General features: G+C 67.2%; 17 protein-coding genes and 1 riboswitch. Of the genes, 8 read left to right on the plus strand and 9 right to left on the minus strand.

The annotated features are described in order from the left end of the window. Window positions 1-11 precede the first annotated feature (11 nt). Complete coding sequence (locus NVU01S_RS33685; protein ID WP_052280896.1) at window positions 12-1,655, minus strand: M14 family zinc carboxypeptidase; 1,644 nt, start codon at window positions 1,653-1,655, stop codon at window positions 12-14. Between the two features lie 270 nt (window positions 1,656-1,925). Here NVU01S_RS33685 and NVU01S_RS33690 point away from each other — a divergent pair, with 270 nt between their 5' ends. Next, window positions 1,926-3,359: an FAD-binding oxidoreductase gene (locus NVU01S_RS33690; RefSeq protein WP_156161722.1), complete on the plus strand. Its 1,434-nt coding sequence runs from the start codon at window positions 1,926-1,928 to the stop codon at window positions 3,357-3,359. A 151-nt stretch (window positions 3,360-3,510) separates the two neighbouring features. Here the strand turns inward: NVU01S_RS33690 and NVU01S_RS33695 are convergent, their stop codons facing one another. From NVU01S_RS33695 to NVU01S_RS33705, 3 genes are all read right to left on the minus strand, one after another. Beyond that, window positions 3,511-4,179: a DUF6304 family protein gene (locus NVU01S_RS33695; protein ID WP_156161721.1), complete on the minus strand. Its 669-nt coding sequence runs from the start codon at window positions 4,177-4,179 to the stop codon at window positions 3,511-3,513. Window positions 4,180-4,294: 115 nt separating this feature from the next. Further along, a complete protein-coding gene (gene coaD, locus NVU01S_RS33700) occupies window positions 4,295-4,780 on the minus strand; it encodes a pantetheine-phosphate adenylyltransferase (RefSeq protein ID WP_082032179.1) in 486 nt (161 codons plus the stop codon). Next, window positions 4,780-5,190: a hypothetical protein gene (locus NVU01S_RS33705; RefSeq protein WP_043675121.1), complete on the minus strand. Its 411-nt coding sequence runs from the start codon at window positions 5,188-5,190 to the stop codon at window positions 4,780-4,782. Before NVU01S_RS33705 ends, coaD begins: the two co-directional genes overlap by 1 nt. Before the next feature lie 113 nt (window positions 5,191-5,303). On the opposite strand from NVU01S_RS33705, the gene NVU01S_RS33710 reads away from it, so the two are divergent. Continuing rightward, window positions 5,304-5,771 carry a hypothetical protein gene (locus NVU01S_RS33710; RefSeq protein ID WP_156161720.1) on the plus strand — a complete coding sequence of 156 codons (468 nt, stop codon included), beginning with the start codon at window positions 5,304-5,306 and terminating at the stop codon, window positions 5,769-5,771. A 32-nt stretch (window positions 5,772-5,803) separates the two neighbouring features. On the opposite strand, the gene NVU01S_RS33715 is transcribed toward NVU01S_RS33710, so the two are convergent. Beyond that, the gene (locus NVU01S_RS33715) at window positions 5,804-6,769 is read right to left on the minus strand and encodes an alpha/beta hydrolase (RefSeq protein WP_043675115.1); all 966 of its coding nucleotides are present in this window, start codon (window positions 6,767-6,769) and stop codon (window positions 5,804-5,806) included. Window positions 6,770-6,969: 200 nt separating this feature from the next. Here NVU01S_RS33715 and NVU01S_RS33720 point away from each other — a divergent pair, with 200 nt between their 5' ends. From NVU01S_RS33720 to NVU01S_RS33745, 6 genes are all read left to right on the plus strand, one after another. Then, the gene (locus NVU01S_RS33720; RefSeq protein WP_043675114.1) at window positions 6,970-7,404 is read left to right on the plus strand and encodes a nuclear transport factor 2 family protein; all 435 of its coding nucleotides are present in this window, start codon (window positions 6,970-6,972) and stop codon (window positions 7,402-7,404) included. 54 nt (window positions 7,405-7,458) lie between these two features. After that, a complete protein-coding gene (locus NVU01S_RS33725) occupies window positions 7,459-7,677 on the plus strand; it encodes a hypothetical protein (protein WP_043675111.1) in 219 nt (72 codons plus the stop codon). Window positions 7,678-7,697: 20 nt separating this feature from the next. Continuing rightward, window positions 7,698-8,522 (plus strand): acyl-CoA thioesterase, encoded by an 825-nt coding sequence (locus NVU01S_RS33730; RefSeq protein WP_043675108.1) that lies wholly within the window; start codon window positions 7,698-7,700, stop codon window positions 8,520-8,522. Between the two features lie 90 nt (window positions 8,523-8,612). Next, a complete protein-coding gene (locus tag NVU01S_RS33735) occupies window positions 8,613-9,632 on the plus strand; it encodes an alpha/beta hydrolase (RefSeq protein ID WP_052280898.1) in 1,020 nt (339 codons plus the stop codon). A gap of 162 nt (window positions 9,633-9,794) precedes the next feature. After that, complete coding sequence (locus tag NVU01S_RS33740) at window positions 9,795-10,250, plus strand: RrF2 family transcriptional regulator (RefSeq protein WP_043675105.1); 456 nt, start codon at window positions 9,795-9,797, stop codon at window positions 10,248-10,250. A gap of 9 nt (window positions 10,251-10,259) precedes the next feature. After that, complete coding sequence (locus NVU01S_RS33745) at window positions 10,260-11,486, plus strand: globin domain-containing protein (RefSeq protein ID WP_043675103.1); 1,227 nt, start codon at window positions 10,260-10,262, stop codon at window positions 11,484-11,486. A 10-nt stretch (window positions 11,487-11,496) separates the two neighbouring features. Here the strand turns inward: NVU01S_RS33745 and NVU01S_RS33750 are convergent, their stop codons facing one another. From NVU01S_RS33750 to NVU01S_RS33765, 4 genes are all read right to left on the minus strand, one after another. Further along, on the minus strand, window positions 11,497-12,864 hold the full coding sequence (locus NVU01S_RS33750) for an L-serine ammonia-lyase (RefSeq protein WP_043675100.1): 1,368 nt from the start codon (window positions 12,862-12,864) through the stop codon (window positions 11,497-11,499). Beyond that, window positions 12,861-14,183, minus strand: a complete 1,323-nt coding sequence (gene glyA, locus NVU01S_RS33755; RefSeq protein ID WP_043675097.1) for a serine hydroxymethyltransferase — start codon at window positions 14,181-14,183, stop codon at window positions 12,861-12,863. The genes NVU01S_RS33750 and glyA overlap by 4 nt, the downstream gene beginning before the upstream one ends. Window positions 14,184-14,225: 42 nt before the next feature. Further along, window positions 14,226-14,322, minus strand: a riboswitch (glycine riboswitch). Window positions 14,323-14,524: 202 nt separating this feature from the next. Further along, window positions 14,525-15,310, minus strand: a complete 786-nt coding sequence (locus NVU01S_RS33760; RefSeq protein ID WP_043675095.1) for an IclR family transcriptional regulator — start codon at window positions 15,308-15,310, stop codon at window positions 14,525-14,527. 12 nt (window positions 15,311-15,322) lie between these two features. Beyond that, on the minus strand, window positions 15,323-17,164 hold the full coding sequence (locus NVU01S_RS33765; protein WP_043675092.1) for a putative nucleotidyltransferase substrate binding domain-containing protein: 1,842 nt from the start codon (window positions 17,162-17,164) through the stop codon (window positions 15,323-15,325). Between the last annotated feature and the right edge of the window lies 1 nt (window position 17,165).

A 17,165-nucleotide genomic window follows, 5' to 3' on the forward strand; every position in this document is an offset into this window, starting at 1 on the left:
GATCTTAATACCTAGCTTTTCAAGGCTTGGCTGATCGGGCTCCCTACCGATTGGGCCGCCAAGGCGGTCAAGACGTCCAGCGAGGGTTGGGCTTCGGGCACAGCTTGGGCGAGGTAGGCCACGACCGGGGTGAGTGCGGCGATCGCCTGCTCGTCGAGGACCGGGTCGTGGTCGTGCGCCGACCTGTCGGCGAGTTGTGCCAGGGCTTTCGCCACGCCGGCACGCATGTCCGGATCTGCGGCCAGCGCTTCCATTACCCGAGGCGACAGGTTCATGAGGTCGTTGTAGGCGTCGCGTACTGCTCCCGTTTCGGGCAGGTGGCGATCGAGCGTGGTGCGCATCGCGGCCGCACCGCGACCGGGGCACATGACGCTGAGGCAGAACTCGATCAGCGCCGGTCCGTTCTCGACCATGACCTGTCGAGCCTCCTCGTACACGGGCTGGAAGCCGCGCAGTTCCTCGCCGCGCGGCACCGGCTTGGAAGTCTCGATGGTGATGGACCGAACCTTGCGTTTGGCCGGGTCGACGAAGTTGCGGGAATACGCGTAATCGTCCACCGACGCCGACACCGGATAGAGCAGCGGCGGCGAAACACTTTGCTGCACTGTGTAAACGCTGCCTCGCACCCTGGTGATGGCGTCGCGCATCAAGCCCGCGGTGCGCCGGTACCAGTCCAGATCCTCGGCGGGCATGTACTCGCGATAGAGGTTGTCGTTCGGAACTCCGCGGTCGGGATGCGGAACCCGGAAATTCATTGCCGGGTCGGTGGTCTGGTTGTCGTCATCACCCCACGGGTAGGCGATGATCTCGCCGAAGGAATGCACGTCGACCATGCCGATGATGTGCGGGAAAACGTCGAGCAGCCAGCGGATGTTCCGGGTCTCCGGTTCCGAGAACGCCTGCGGCCCACGGTAAGTCTGATAGTCGCACGGGAACGCGGTGGTGCCGATACCGCTGTCGAACAGGAAGTCGTAGTTGCGGTTCACATCGACGCCCCGACAATCCGATCCGGGATTGTAGGAGCGATTCTTGCGCCACATCCGGTCGGCCGACATCACGAATTCCCGCCCATCCGGGTTCACCAACGGCACGATGAAGATGTCCAACGAGTCCAGCAGCAGCCGCACGGTGCTGTTGCTGTAGGTGACCGGCCCGAAGGTGAGATCGGTGTCTTTCCGGTAGGCGGAGGTCAGGTGATACATCCAGTGGCACAGCAGATCCGGATTGATCAGCTCACGGGCATGCGCGCCGCCGAGCAGCAGCACCCCGTCCCGCTCGGCGCGGTCTCCGGCTCGGATGCGCAGCGCACTGATGGCTCTGCCCTCCACCGAAGCCAACGGCAATTGCACCCTCGTACAGAAAGCCGGACTGAGCCGCACCATCGAGGAAATCCAGCCCTCGATCTGGCTGTAGGTCAGATAACCGGCTGGGACAGAGAATGTTTCGACGTCTTGCGCTGCTATCGCGGAGGCCTTCGGTGGCGCGATCTCCAGCGGCGGGGTTTCGCGCACGGCCTGGACCGTGACGGTGTAACCATCCTCGGCGAGACCGCCGATCTCCGTCACCGAAAGATATCCCGCAATCGTCACTCCGTCGTCGGCTCCGGCCACGGTCGCCCGGAACAGGTCGAGCCCCCGCCCGGACAGTGCGCGCATAGCGGCCGCACTTTCCGCCGAAACTTCAACGAAGTAGCGCTGAACACGCGGTTCCTGATCTGCCATCACTCCCCCTGGGCCGCCCAAGTCTTTCCCTCACCCTGCCCGGAAATCCCCGCCCAGCCAACACCCCGGTCCACCCAACGGTCCGTCGATCGTTAGAGAAAGCATGGCGCACCATTCGCCTCGGAGAATTCACTGGCGGTTTGGGGTTGCTGTTCGTATGCTCCTTCGGTTCGAACGAGGCGTGAGGGAGAAGGTGCGGTGATCGTGGGCGAGGCGGCGTGGCAGGCGCTGGCGGAACGGATCGCGGGGCGGTTGGTGCGGCCCGGTGACTCCGGCTACGACGATGCCCGCGCCCTGCAGATACGGGAATTCGACACGGTACGGCCCGCGGGCGTGTGCTACTGCACGACCGTGGACGATGTGCGCGAGGCCGTATTGTTTGCCCGGGCGCACGCGCTGCCGGTCGCCGCTCGTTCCGGCGGGCACAGTTGCGCCGGCCACTCCACCACCGACGGATTGGTCATCGATGTCACCGGAATCGCCGGGGTGCGGCGGGAAGGGACGCTGATCCGGGCGGGTGCGGGCATCCAGACCATCGATCTGCTCGAAGAAACGGTCCCTGACGGCTGGGTGATTCCGGCGGGCACCTGCGCGACCGTCGGACTGGCCGGGCTCACGCTCGGCGGCGGAATTGGCATCGCCACCCGCAAGTACGGGCTGACCTGCGACCGGGTGCGCGAGATCCAGGTCGTTGTCGCCGACGGCAGCATCCTCACCTGCGACGAACAACGGCATGCCGATCTGTTCTGGGCGTTGCGCGGCTGCGGCGGCGGCAACCTGGGCATCGTCACCGAACTGGTGCTGGAGGCGGTGCCGGCGGCACCCGTCACCAGCTACAGCCTGAGCTGGGACTGGTCCGACGCGGCGCGCGTATGGGACGCGTGGCAAGGCTGGGCACCGCATGCGCCCGACGATCTGGCCTCGAATGTGCGCTTCGCGCTGGAACATCCGAAAGCCGGCGAGCAGCCGGAGGTCATGGTGCTCGGCGCCTGGCTCGGCGATCCGAGCGAACTGCCAGTGCTACTGGAGGATTTGCGACACAGAGTCGGCCGAGAACCGGACGCAGAGTTTCTGCACACCGGTTCATACGACGACACTCTGCGCACGTGGATGGGATGCGCGGAACTCACTCGCGCGCAGTCACATCGAGTCGGCACAAATCCGGAAGCACAGTTGCCACGCGATGGCTGGCATCGGGAGCGCGGACACTTCGTGCCCGAAACCATACCCGCCGAAGGCATTCAGCAGATCCTGACCGCGTTCACCGACACCCCGGCGGGCGATCAGATTCGCGCGCTCGAACTGGGCGCGATGGGCGGGGCATGCAATCGCGTCCCCGCCGACGCGACCGCCTTCGTGCATCGCGACCATCTTTACTACGCCGGTCTGGTGGTGGAGTCCCACGACGAGATCACCGACGATCTGCGTGCGAGCGGCTCCGCGTGGATCGACACCTGCGAACCGATCCTGCGCCGCTGGTCCTCCCCCTACACGTACCAGAACCTCCCCGACCCAGCCCTGACCGACTGGCGCACAGCCTATTACGGCTCGAATTACCCCCGCCTGGCCGAGATCGCACACCGCTACGACCCCGAGGGATTCTTCCGACGCCGCCAGTCCCTCAGCACACCGGAATGACTCCCCTGTCACCGACACCGTGCTCGTCGACTGAGGAACCGGCGCAATCCACCGTCCTGATGCCGACGGCTAGGGATCGCAGCAATCGCGCGGCCGGAGCGATGGCCGCCACACAGCCGAGAAGCGTTGTCCACCTTCGGACCTCGACGACTCAACCGCGATATCCCGTGCCGCGTACTCGACGCTGGTATTCCGAGCACAGGTAGGTTTCCGGAACCCACTCCGTGCGCCGAAGACGCCAGATGTCGAATTTCGACCTGATGGCCAGATACCGTTCTTTGTCGTCGCGGAAGCACGCTATCCCCATCGCCTGCCCACTACTCGGCATATAGTCGGAGTACAGGCAGGTGAAACAGCACTTCAGGGAAACGCCCGCCGGCAACGCGTCAGCAAGTCGCGGAAGTCCGGTTTCCAGTGCATCACAGTCGGTTTCGTACTCTTCACCATCCAGGGACAGCGCGAGGTGCATCATGTCGTGCTCGGGATACGGATGCTGCGCGTACGTGAATCGGATGACCTCCACCCGCCGAACACCCGATACCTCCACAGTGCAGGGCAACTCGCCGGTCACCGTGTACCGGGCGAGGTTGCCGGACCGGCCGTCCAGTGAAAAGATTTCGCGTGCGTGGGTATCGGCAGAATACGGTGTCAGGTCCTCGAGATCGCCCCGGACCCGGACACCTCTGATCACCGCTTCGAGGTCGAACAGTTCTCGTGAATCCGATACCTCATCCGGCTCGATTCGCCATTCGACCGGCTCCGCACCACGATCGTCTTCGTAGCCGCCGGGAAAGGACCACGCCCGCATCCGATCCACCATGAAACCCATTGTCTCGCTGCGTGTGCCGCCACACCCAGAATCGCCGAATCTCGTGGATCGACACGACCGCACCACGAGATCGCTTGTCGCATCGAATATCGCGCGGCAAGGACGTTCAAGCCCTGCTTTCCACCAGTCTCTGCGACAGCCTGTCGCGCACGACCGCCGGCACTAGACCGACCGTGTCTCCACCGGATGCGGCGATTTCCTTGACCAGCGAGCTGGACACGGAACCGTAGGCCGGGTCGCTGGCGATGAAGAAGGTGTCCATGTCGGTGAGGGTGCGGTGGGTTTGCGCCATGGACTGTTCGTAGTCGAAATCGCCGCGGCGCAGGCCCTTCACGATCGCCGTGATCCCCTGTTCGCGCGCGAAATCCACCAGGAGGCCCGACCAGGACGCTACCTGCACGTTGCGGAGGTGAGCGGTGACCTCACACAGCATCTCGATGCGCTCGGCAAGGGTGAACATGGTGGTCTTGGTCGCGTTGACCATCACGGTGACCACGAGTTCGTCGAATTGGGCGGCGGCCCGCTCGAACACGTTGAGGTGACCGTACGTCACCGGGTCAAAAGAACCGGTGCACAGGGCTTTCGACCGCACTAGAGGTGCAGGGCGATTGGGCCGGAGTCGGTCTTCCAGTATTTTCGGTTCAGTTGTGCGGTGCCGGTGCCTTCGGTGTAGGGCACGAGCACGGGCATGCCGTTGGTCGGCTTCAGCACGACGGACCAGGTTTCCACCCGGCCGGTGCATTGCAGGGTTGCCCCGGGCGGAGAGCTGGTCAGTTGGATCGTGCCGCTGCCGTTGGTCTCCATCTGCGCGGAGACGTCGAGGTAACCGATGCCCGCCTCGCACAGGTAGGTGCCGGTGGCCTGCAAGCCCTCCGGAGCGGGCGTGACCACGGAGTTCAGCGTGATGAACTCGTCCTCGGGAGCGGCACTCGCCGGGATCGTGCACAGCACCGTGGCCGCGGCTCCCAACGCCGCCACCAACGCACCTCTGCTACCGAGCATTGCGGTCCTCCTGACCGACGCCACGAGAATTCGACCTCGATCGTAATCCGCCCCGCCCCCGCCCGTGCCGATTCCCGCAACTGGCCCCGCCCTGATCCCCTTACAGTGGCGGCATGTCCGAGGGTGAACGCAGCGCAGGTCAGGTCGAGCTAATCGGGCCGGTTGCGGGGGTGTTCACGTATGCGGTGGCGGCCGCACTCGTCGCGGCAGGACCTGTCATCGCCCTGGCCGGTGATTCGTTGTGGAATGGGTTGTGCCCGGGCATCATCACCATGCCGATCGGCGTCGCGCTTGCGGTGACCACATACCAATGGCGTTGGAACGCTAAGCGATTCGACAAGGCGGCGGTCCCCGCGACCGCGGAGATCATCGCGGTACGGATCGTCGCGGGCGGCGAGAATCCGGACGTGGCCGAGCTGAAAGTCCGGATCAGCGGCCCCGGTTTCGACACTTTCGAAGCGGAGTGCGAGATACAGACCGGCGTCCCGTACCCGCGGCCGGGTGATCGCCGCCGCGTGGTCGTCGATCCGTCCGACCGCACCTTCGCGGTCGGCTATGACCACTTGTTCGAACCGGAGTGACACCGGCCGCGTTTCCCGCGGTCGAGGTCCGGTCAGTCCAGCGCGGACGCCCACTCCGTGAGCACCTCGAAGTATCGGTCCGGCTCGGGGTCGTGCATGGTGTGCGGCGCGTCGAGAGCGGTGAAGGTGACCGGTTGACCGGTCGCCGCCAGCAAGCGACGGGCTTGCTGCGCCTGAATATCCGTCATCGCGCCCATGAGCCGCCCGGTCTCCGGGTCCGTCAAGTGGAAGTGGTGGGTCAGCAGGACCGGAACCCGATTCTGCGCAAGCATCGTGGCGTGGTCGCAGCCGGCGTTGGCGACGTCGGTGGCCCAGGCCTGCGCCCATTCGGGGTCGTACTCCTGCAGATGCTGCGGCGGCGTGGCCGCGGCACCCTCGCCGGTGCCGTCGCCGAACAGGAATGCGATACCCGGGTGCAGGAACTCGGGCAGTTCCCGCGGCGCGGCCGCGACCATACCGTCCCAGTCCCCGACCGACCATTGCGGTCCGAGCCATTTGGCCCACAACGCGAAGATCGGGCCGAGGGTCTGCATGATGCCGGGACCATAGGGCGGGGCCGCTTGCGAGGCGAACAACGGCGGATCCTCGAGCATCGCGCCCCGGATCTGCCCTGGTTTGGCGTAGGCGGCCAGCCAGGCTGCGATCACTCCGCCAGAAGAGTTGCCCGCCACCAGAGTCGGCCGTCCGATCACGAGATCGATGAATCGCTCGACGTCGTTACCCCAGGTGTTGAGGTTGTACCGCCCCGGCGTCCAGGTGGACCGCCCCTGCCCGCGCAGATCGATCGCGAAGACCCGAAAGTCGTTCGCCAGCAGGGTGATTGCGTTCTCATATCCCCACCAGGATTCGCCCTGGGCGGGGATCAGCAGCAGCGCCGGCGACGTGGGGTCACCCGCGGCGACATAGTTCATGCGGATCTCCCCGAGATCCACGAGCCGCTCCTCGAACTTGTGCGCGACGAAGGTGTCAGCCCGGTCTGCGGCTTCGGAAATGCCCATGATCGCCGATCCTTTCTCAATGAGTGGACCGAAAGTCCCACAGTCCGCACGCCGGCGTGCCGGTCCGAATGCTGATGACCATCGGTATGAAACCCACCGTAGAACCCACCTAGGACAGATTCTGCCCTAGGCGATGACCAGACTATCGCGCCGTCCGATTGCCGCCAGCAGGCCACGGACAACAGATCGATAGTGAGTCCATGACCACAACGTCCACCTCCGCACGCCGACTCGTACTCGAGCGCATGTACGCGGCCGAGGCCGAGTACTTCGCCGCCGGCGGTCCCGGGACGGCGTCGTTCAGCACGCTCGAACCGTTCTTCGCGGCGGATGTCGTGCTCCGGCAAGCGGATTCGCTGCCGTACGGCGGCACCTGGCGCGGACACGCGGGGCTCGACCAGTTCTTCCGCGCCATGAGTGCGACCTGGGACCGCTTCGAGCTGAAAAGCCAAGTGTTCCTATCCGAGTCGAACCCGCTCGTCGTCCTGACCCACGTGCACGCCAGATCCCGCAGGACCGGACGAGAGCTGGAATTTCCTATCCTGCAAACGATCACCGTAGACGACGGTCGAATCACCGAAGTCAACCCTTTCTACTGGGACACCGCGGCGATCACCGCTGCCTGCTCCGGCTAGTCCCGACAGCGAAAAGCGGTTTGCCGGTTCCGGTATTCGCAGCATGATGGCACCATGCTCAGCCTGTTGTCCTGCGCCGATCCACTCGATCCGCGCCGCACGGATCCGCATTTCGCGGCAGAGACGCTGGCCGCGCGCACACTCGGCACGACGGTCGGCCTGCTCGATCTGGACGCGCTGCTGCGCGGGGACAGCGCCGCGGCCGTGCGCAAGGTCCGTTGCTCAACGCCCCACGGTGATCAGTGGGCACGCGCAGAACCCGCACCATCGTGAATAGATACGCTGGGGCCACTATGAGTCATACTCGCGTTGTCACCCAGCATCCCTTCGACGCCGCCGTCGAACTCACGCCCCTCGATGTCGGGACGTTCACCGGTCGGACCACGCCGGAGTACGCGAATATGGTCGGGCCGTTCGGGGGAATCACCGCCGCCACGTTGATCCGGGCGGTGCAGCGGCATCCGGAGTGTCTCGGTGCGCCGCTGTCGCTCACCGTGAACTACGCGGGGCCGATCGCCGAGGGCCCGTTCGAGGTCAGCGCGATACCGGCCCGCACGAACCGGACCACCCAGCACTGGACGCTGACGATCACCCAGGACGGCGTAGTCGCCACCACGGCCACCGCGCTCTTCGGTATCCGGCGACAGACCTGGGCGCACACCGAAGCCGTCGCGCCGCAGGCGCCGCCCGCGACCACCGTGCCGCCGGGACCGGTGCCGGACTTCCTGGCCTGGGTCGAGAACTACGACATGCGGTTCGTCACAGGCGGTCTCGTCACGACGGAGGCAGACGCCCAGCCGTCCTCGACCACCACGCTGTGGGTGCGCGATCACCCGCCGCGGCCACTGGACTATCCGGCGCTGACCGCACTGACCGACGTGTTCTTTCCGCGGGTGATGCTGCGCATCGGCCGGTTCGTCCCGGCAGGCACGGTCTCGCTGACGGTGTACTTCCACGCCGACGACGAACTGCTCGCCACCCAGGCCGATCAGCCGCTCCTCGCCACCGCGCGCGGCCGCCGCTTCGGCAACGGCTTCTTCGATCACGCCGCGGAACTGTGGACACCGGACGGGTCGCTGCTGGCGACCAGTCACCAGCTCGCCTATTTCAAGGACTGACTCGCCCGCCGGACCAAACCGGCGGCCCGAGCGGCGCGAATCCCTGGTAATGCCGCTGTGCACGGCGGCAGCTACGAGAGGATCCACGATTTGAGATCACGGCGATGGATACGACGAAGCGCCCTGCGCTGGGCGCTGGCCACCACCCTGACCGCGGCCGGTCTGGCCGGTGCGGCCGGCACCGCGACCGCCGCGCCCGCGGGCATCGTGTCGGTAACAGATGTCAACGATCGGCAGCAGACCGTCATGGTGTATTCCCCCGCGATGGACCGCCCGATCCCGATCCAGGTCATCCGGGCCGCCGACCGGACGACACCGCGGCCGACGATGTATCTGCTCAACGGTTCCGGCGGCGGCCCGAACGACAGCGGCTGGGATGTGCAGACCGACGCGGTGAGTTTCCTGCGCGGCAAGGACGTCAATGTCGTCACGCCCTTCGGTGGCGCCAATTCCTATTACACCGACTGGGTCCGCGCGGACGCCGTGCTCGGCTACAACAAATGGCAGACGTTCCTGAACGAGGAATTGCCGCCGGTGATCGAAGAGTTCCTGGGCGCCAACGGGACTCGCACCCTCGCCGGTGTTTCGATGAGCGGCACCTCGGTGCTGAACCTGGCGATCGCCAAGCCCGGCTTCTGGAACAGCGTGGCCTCCTACAGCGGGTGCGCGCAGACCTCGGACCCGATCGGCCAGGAATTCGTCCGGCTCACGGTGGAGAACTGGGGCGGCGGGCAGAGCGTCGAGAACATGTGGGGTCCGCGCAACGGACCGCTGTGGCGCGCCAACGACCCGCTCGTCAACGCCGAACGTTTGCGTGGCACAGCGGTTTACCTGAGTTCGGGTAGCGGTATCGCCGCGGCTCCGCACGACACCCCTGGCGATCGCCGGGTGCAGGAGGGCCGAATTCCGTTGCCGGTGCAGATCGCGTTCGGCGGCCCGATCGAGGCGGCCATCCACTACTGCACGGTGAATCTGACGAACCGCTTGCGCGAGTTGAACATTCCGGTGACCTTCGACGACCGCCCGGTGGGCACCCATTCGTGGGGCTACTGGGAAGACGACCTGCGCACGTCATGGCCTTTCCTGGCGCAGTCGATCGGGATCGGCTGACCTACCTTGCCCGGGTGCTCCGCAATAGCTGGAATTGCCGTGCGGAGCACCGGGTTCACTCCCCGGCTGTGGCCTGGCTCATATAATCGGCGCGCAGCCACGTATTAGACAGCACACCCGCCGCACGCGCTTTTTCCCCGCGCGATTACGTACCGTGAAGTCATGCAGCTCGCCCGGTCCACCGATCTCGCCCTGCGGACCATGATGCGGCTGGCGGTCAGCGGCTCGGCCGACCATCGCGTGACCGCCAAACTCGTTGCCCGACAGGTCGATTCCTCGGAGCACCAGGTAGCGAAAGCGGTATCGCGACTCGCCGACCTCGGCTTCGTCGCCTCCTACCGCGGGCGTGGCGGCGGGATCTTCCTCACCGAGGCCGGCCGGGCCGCCACCGTCGGGCACATCATTCGAGCCCTCGAGGGCGATGCCGAAGTGGTGGAATGCCTCGGCGAACATCCGTGCCCATTGGCCGCCAATTGTCGTTTGCGACGAGTTCTCCAGGACGCGAAAGAAGCCTTTTACCGCGAGCTGGACAACTACCACCTCGCCGATCTGGTGAGCCCCCGCATCGTCGAGCTGCTGCACCTGCCCGCCATTGCCCTGCCCGCGCAAGAGAATTGAGGAGAAGCCATGCCCACCGCGACCGGTTCGCCCAGCGATATCGCCCCGGAACTGGAACCCGCCCACCAGGCGGTGATCCGCGCCACGCTGCCGCTGATCGGCACCCGGATCGACGCGATCACACCACTGTTCTATCGCAAGATGTTCGCCGCGCATCCGGAGCTCGGCCGCGATCTGTTCAATCGGGGTAACCAGGCACAGGGCACCCAGCAGCGCGCGCTGGCCTCGTCCATCGTCACCTTCGCCCGGCATCTGGTCGACCCGGAACTGCCGCACCCCGTCGACCTGCTCTCGCGCATCGGGCACCGGCACGCTTCGCTCGGTGTCACCGCGGCTCAGTACGACATCGTGCACCGGCACCTGTTCGCCGCCATCGTCGAGGTGCTCGGCCCGGAGGTGGTGACCGAGGCGGTCGCGGCGGCGTGGGACCGCGTCTACTGGCTGATGGCCACCGCCCTCATCGACCTGGAAGCGGGACTCTACGACGCGGCCGGGGTCGCGCCGGGTGACGTCTTCCGCCGGGCCGTCGTGGTCGACCGCACCGCGGATCCGTCCGGGGTGGTGACTTTCGTCGTCGAGTCCGCCGACCCCGGGCGTGCGCTGCCGGATTTCCTTCCGGGCAGCTATATTTCGGTCGGCGCGGACCTGCCCGACGGCGCCCGCCAGCTCCGTCAATACAGTCTGGTCGAGGCGCCGGGCACCGGCCGCTACGCCTTCACGGTTCGCGTGGTCGCAGCCGAGCCGGACGCCCCCGCGGGTGAGGTCTCGTCCTGGCTGCACGACACCATCGGCGTCGGCGATCGCCTCGAAATCACCTTGCCCTTCGGCGATCTCACCCTCGACCCAGCCGCCGACACCCCGGTGGTGCTGATCTCGGCCGGAGTCGGCATCACACCCATGGCGGGCATCGTGGCTTATCTGGCAGCCAATACTCCGGACCGGCCCGCCCTCGTGCTGCACGCCGACCGCTCCGCCGCCGTCCACCCGCTCCGCGAGCGCGTCCGCGGGTTGTGCGACGGACTTCGGAACGTCCGCTTGCACACCTGGTATCAGGACGAGGGACGCGGGCGCATCGACCTCACCGACATCGTCTTGCCGGACGACGCGGACTACTACCTGTGCGGCAGCCACGCCTTCCTGCGGTCCGTGCGCGCCCAGTCGCTCGCCGCCCGGATACCTTCCGGCCGAGTGCATTTCGAATCCTTCGCACCCAACGACTGGCTCCTCGGCGAATAGTGCGCGCCGCTCAGCACTCGACGACAGCGACAGCCAGGCCGCCCTGCGAGGTCTCCTTGTATTTGTCGAGCATGTCCGCCCCGGTGGCGCGCATGGTCTGGATGACCTGATCGAGCGAGACGTGGTGGTGCCCGTCGCCGCGAATCGCCATGCGCGCCGCGGTGATCGCCTTCACGGCCGCGATGCCGTTGCGTTCGATGCACGGGATCTGCACGAGGCCACCGATGGGATCGCAGGTCAGACCGAGGTTGTGTTCCATGCCGATCTCAGCGGCGTTCTCGATCTGTGCCGGGGTGCCGCCGAGCACGGCGGCGAGTCCGGCGGCGGCCATCGCGCACGCGGAACCGACCTCGCCCTGGCACCCCACCTCGGCGCCGGAGATCGACGCGTTCTCCTTCATCAGCTGGCCGATCGCGCCCGCGGTCAGCAGGAACTCGACCACGCTGTCCGCGGTATCGGTGACGAACTGCTGAATGTAGTGCAGCACAGCCGGAATGATGCCCGCGGCGCCGTTCGTCGGCGCGGTGACGACCCGCCCGCCCGCGGCATTCTCCTCGTTGACGGCCATCGCGTACAGCGTGACCCATTCCATCGCGCGCAGCGGATCGTTGTCCTCGGCTTCGGCGCGCAGCCGGTCGAACAGCGTCGCGGCGCGGCGGCGCACCCGCAGCGTGCCCGGCAGCACCCCGGTGCTCGACATGCCGCGCTCGACACACCCCTGCATGACCGCCCAGATGGCGAGCAGGTCCGCGCGCACCTGATCGCCGCTGCGCCTGGTCATTTCGTTGGCCAGGACGAGTTCGCTGATGGATCGGCCGGTGGCCGCGGTGAGCGAGAGCAATTCGTCCGCCGACCCGAACGAGTAGGGCACCTCCATCGGCGCTTCGGCCGCACGGCCGTCGATCTCGTCCTCGTCCAGGACGAAGCCGCCGCCGATCGAGTAGTACCGGCATTCGAGCAGTACCCGGCCCGCCGCATCACGGGCGGCGAACAGCATGCCGTTGGTGTGGAACGGCAGCCTGGTACGCGCCAGCAGCTCGATGTCCTCGTCCATCGCGAACGTGATCGGTTGCGCCCCACCGAGATAGATCCGCGCGTCGGCGCGCGCCTCGGCCACGATATCGCGCATCGTGTCCGGATCGACGGACTCCGGGCGGGCCCCGGCCAGTCCGGCCACGATCGCCTCCACGCTGCCGTGGCCCCGTCCGGTCGCGCCGAGCGAGCCGTACAGCAGCACCCGCAGCGCGGCCGTATCGTGCAGCACGCCGGTGCCTTTCAGCCGATCGACGAACGCGCCCGCGGCGCGCATGGGCCCGACGGTATGCGAACTCGACGGGCCGATGCCGACCTTGAACAGGTCGAAGACGCTGATGGTCACGCGAGCTCCCGCGCGGCGTCGGTGGCCGACGAGAGGTCCTGGTGCACCCCGGCATAGAGCGGGAACTTCTGCGTCAAGACCTCCACCCGCACGCTGAATTCGCGCCAGGGCCGGCCCACCCGCAGGGCCGTCGCAATGATATCGGCGACCTCGACGAAGGCCGCGCGGTCGAAGCCCCGCGCAGCCAGCGCGGGCGTGCCGATCCGGAGGCCGGAGCTGACCATCGGCGGGCGCGGGTCGAATGGAACGGCGTTGCGGTTCACCGTGATTCCCACGCTGTGCAGCAGATCCTCAGCCTGTTTGCCGTCCAGCTCGGCGGCGCGCAGATCCACCAGGACCAGGTGGACGTCGGTGCCGCCGCTGACGAGTCCGATACCGGCGGCGCGGCAATCCTGCGCGAGCAGCCGGTCCGCGAGCAGCCGCGCGCCGGTCAGGGTGCGTTCCTGGCGGTCGCGGAAGGCCGGCTCGGCCGCCATCTTGAACGCGACCGCCTTCGCGGCGATCACGTGCTCGAGCGGCCCGCCCTGCTGGCCGGGGAACACCGCGGAATCAAGCTTCTTGCCCAATTCGGCGGTGGCGAGAATGAATCCGCCGCGCGGTCCGCCCAGGGTCTTGTGCGTGGTCGAGGTGACCACGTGGGCGTGCGGCACGGGCGAGGGATGCAATCCGGCCGCGACCAGGCCGGCGAAATGCGCCATGTCGACCATCAGGTACGCGCCGACCTCGTCGGCGATGCGCCGGAACTCGGCGAAGTCGAGGTGCCGGGGATAGGCCGACCAGCCCGCCACGATCAACTTCGGCCGATGCTCGCGCGCGAGGCGCGCCACCTCCGCCATATCGATCAGCTGGTCTTCGGCCCGAACATGGTATGCCGCAACGTCGTACAGCCGTCCGGAGAAGTTGATCTTCATGCCGTGGGTGAGGTGACCACCGTGGTCCAGCGCGAGCCCGAGGATGCGGTCGCCGGGACGCAGCAGCGCGTGCATCACCGCCGCATTCGCCTGCGCCCCCGAATGTGGTTGCACGTTGGCGTAATCCGCGCCGAACAGCGCGCGCAGCCGGGTGAGCGCGAGCGACTCCAGCTCGTCGACGTGCTCGCATCCGCCGTAGTAGCGGCGGCCCGGATAGCCCTCGGCATACTTGTTGGTCAGGACCGTGCCCTGCGCCTGCATGACCGCCAGGGGTGCGTAGTTCTCCGACGCGATCATTTCCAGGCCGTGCTGCTGCCTGCCGAGTTCGCGGCCGACCAATTCGGCGACGAGCGGATCGAATTCGTGCAGCGGCACGTCGAGGTCGGTGCGGAGGGCCGGGTCTGCCATAGGGAGCCTTTCGTCGACGCGGGTCGCGCGCGTGGGTGTGGCTCCTCCCGCTCTGTCCTATGGCCTGAGAGATTCACGCGGACCGCGCTTGCCCCGTCGGCGAGTGTCACTGCGGACACTACTTTTCAGAGTTGCCCGAGGCGCGGCGGTACTGGGCCTGAGAGATTCCCGGGAGGTGTTGCTCCTTCGGCTCTCCGTCACGAAGATGGAGATCTCCCGCCGCGTGTGAGGCGATTATGCAATTGTTGCATATAGCGCAACAACTGCCCTATATGCGACTCAGTATTGTCGGCGAGCGCGCGCGTTGTCAACGCCGGAGCGCCTCCGGCGAACGTGGTTCGTCAGCCGTAGTAGCCGAGCCTGCGGCTGATGTCCGCGGCGCTCGCGATCGCCAGTTCCGCCATCGCGGCGAAGCGGTCCGGGCCGAGCCGGTAGGACGGGCCGGACACGCTCAGCGCAGCGACGATCACGCCGTTGTTGTCCAGGACCGGTGCGGCCACCGCGTTCAGCCCGATCTCCAGCTCCTCGCACACGCTGGCCCAGCCGTTCTCGCGGACCTCGACCAGCTGGGTCGCCAGATCGGCGACCTTGGTGACGGTATGCGGCGTGTAGGCCGTCAGTTTGGTGCCCACCCGCTTGCGCATGTCCGCCGGTTCCAGACCCGACAGCAGCACCTTGCCACTGGACGTCGCGTGCGCCGGGCAGCTCTGCCCGACCCAGGAGCGCAACGCGATCGAGCCGGTGCCCGCGGCCTCGACGATGTTGATGATCCGATCACCGTCCAGCACAGCGATATTCGTGGTCTCCCCCGATTCGGCAGCCAGCGCGTTGCACGCGCCCTGGCTCTGCCCGACGAGATCGACCTGGGCGCTGGTGGATCCGGCCAGCCGGACGATGGAGAAGCCGAGCCGGTATTTACCGCGATCGGACAGCTGCTCGACGTAGCCGCGCGATTCCAGCACGGCGACCAACCGCGACACGGTAGATTTGTGCACGCCCAGTTCGGCGGCGATTTCCGTGACGCCGGCCTGCCCGAGCTTGGCGATGATCTCCATCACGAGCAGGGCGCGATCGACGGACTGCACCGCGGCCGCCCGCCCTCGATCCTCGCCGTCTCGATTCGCCATGACACCGCCATTCTAAGCCGAGGTTGCTGCGCGAACACGGACACGTCGCTGCACGGCGGCTGTCTCGCGCAATGCCTCGTTGAGCAGGCTCCGATTCAGCGGCGACAGTTCCGACATCATGACCACGTCGCCGGGGTGGTGGCCGGCGGACAATTGCCCGACCTGATGCACCATCCGCATGCGCTGCAACGTCACGAAAACCTCGGTGAGCACGGTGGCGTCGCGTTCGGTGAGCACCCCGGCCGCGGCGGCCGCGCTGAGCCGCTCCGGTGTGCTCGCGGCGGTCAGGCCTGCGGCGAGACCGCCCCAGCGGGCCAGGTTGACGATGGGCACCAGCGCGTGCGTCTTCAGATCGAACGTGCCGCCGCGCCGCGAGAGCACATCGCGCAGCGACCGGGCCCGAACCTTCCCGGACAACGCGTCCAGCAATTGCAGGCGCAGCGCGTCGGGATGCTCGGCGGCCATCCGTCCGAAGGCCGCGGGCACCGCGCGCAGCTGGGGATCGCCCCACACCACGCGTCCGTCGATGAGCAGCGAGGACATGATCAGACCCCGCCCGTGCAGCGGATCGTCGAGCCAATGGGCCGCGGCCGTGGTCCATTCGCGCTGTGAACGCGCGAATTTCGGCTTGGCGGCAATCGCCCCGTTGCTGTCCGCCGGTAACCCGCACGCGTCGAGGATGGCGTGCGTGCGCTGTGCGATTGCGCGCAGTTGTCCACTCGCGGTGGACAACTCGTCCACCCAGCAGAGCGCGCTGTCCACATCCGAGGACGGCATCGCCTCGCGCCGGGCGATGCTGCCGAGGGTCAGCCAGGAGAAGCCACCGGCGGGCGCGTCCGCGAATTCGGCGCGTGCGAGTTCGAGTGCCTTGCGGATCACCGCGTCGACCACCACCGACAGGATGCCGCTCGTCGCAGACGCTTTGGTGCCGTTGCGGAACAGATCCACGGTGGTGCCCGGGATTTCCCGGGCCACCCGTTGCAACTGCGCCGGGTCGGTCGCCGCGCCGATGGCCCGGCGCAGCGTGAAACTCTGCCGGGCCGAGGCCGCGAGCAGATCCGAGTCCTCGAGCACGCCGAGCACCTCGCCGCGCCGGGTGACGACCGGCAGGTGCCGCAACCCGCAGTCGAGCATCTCCATCAGCACGGCCTCGCCGGTCAGGTCCGCGGTGACCCGGCGCGCCGGCGCGCTCATCACCCGCGCGATCGCCACGTCGACCGGTAGACCCGCCGCCACCACCCGGGCGCGCAGATCCTGGTCGGTGAAGATGCCGAAGTCGCCGTCGGGCAACCGGATCAGCACGGACGAGACGTGCCGCTCGGTCATCCGGACCACCGCATCGCGAACGCTGGTCTGCGGCGTCACGAAAACCGGTGCGCTCGAGACGAGTTCACCGGCGGGTCGGCTGCCGAGCGCCGGCGAGACCGGGGCGCGGTTACCGGACCAGGTCTTCCAGTTCGACGAGGCCAGGAACGCGAGTCCGTCCGGTTGCGCGAACCACACCCGGACCAGCTCGCCCGGCAGCCGGATCAGCAGACTCGGTTCGATTGCCAGCGCGACGAATTCGGCGCTGCCGCCGGTGAGCAGCGGCACGTAGCCGAAGATCCCGCCGCGCTCGACGGTGTCGATGGTGCGATCACCGTCGGCACCGCCGCTGGGGCGCAGCGCGACCCGCCCCTGCCACAGCATCCAGATATCGTCGGGCACCTGTGTCGAATAGTCGCGGATCACGGCGCCCGCCGCGAATTCGTGCAGGGTCGAGGCCGCGGCCAACCGGTCGAGGTCGGCACGCGGCATCGACTGGAACGGCGCGTGTCCGCCGAGGAACGCCGCTAGTTCGCCCTCCGCAGGCATT

It is taken from the genome of Nocardia vulneris, assembly GCF_001613425.1.
GTDB classification, from domain to species: domain Bacteria; phylum Actinomycetota; class Actinomycetes; order Mycobacteriales; family Mycobacteriaceae; genus Nocardia; species Nocardia vulneris.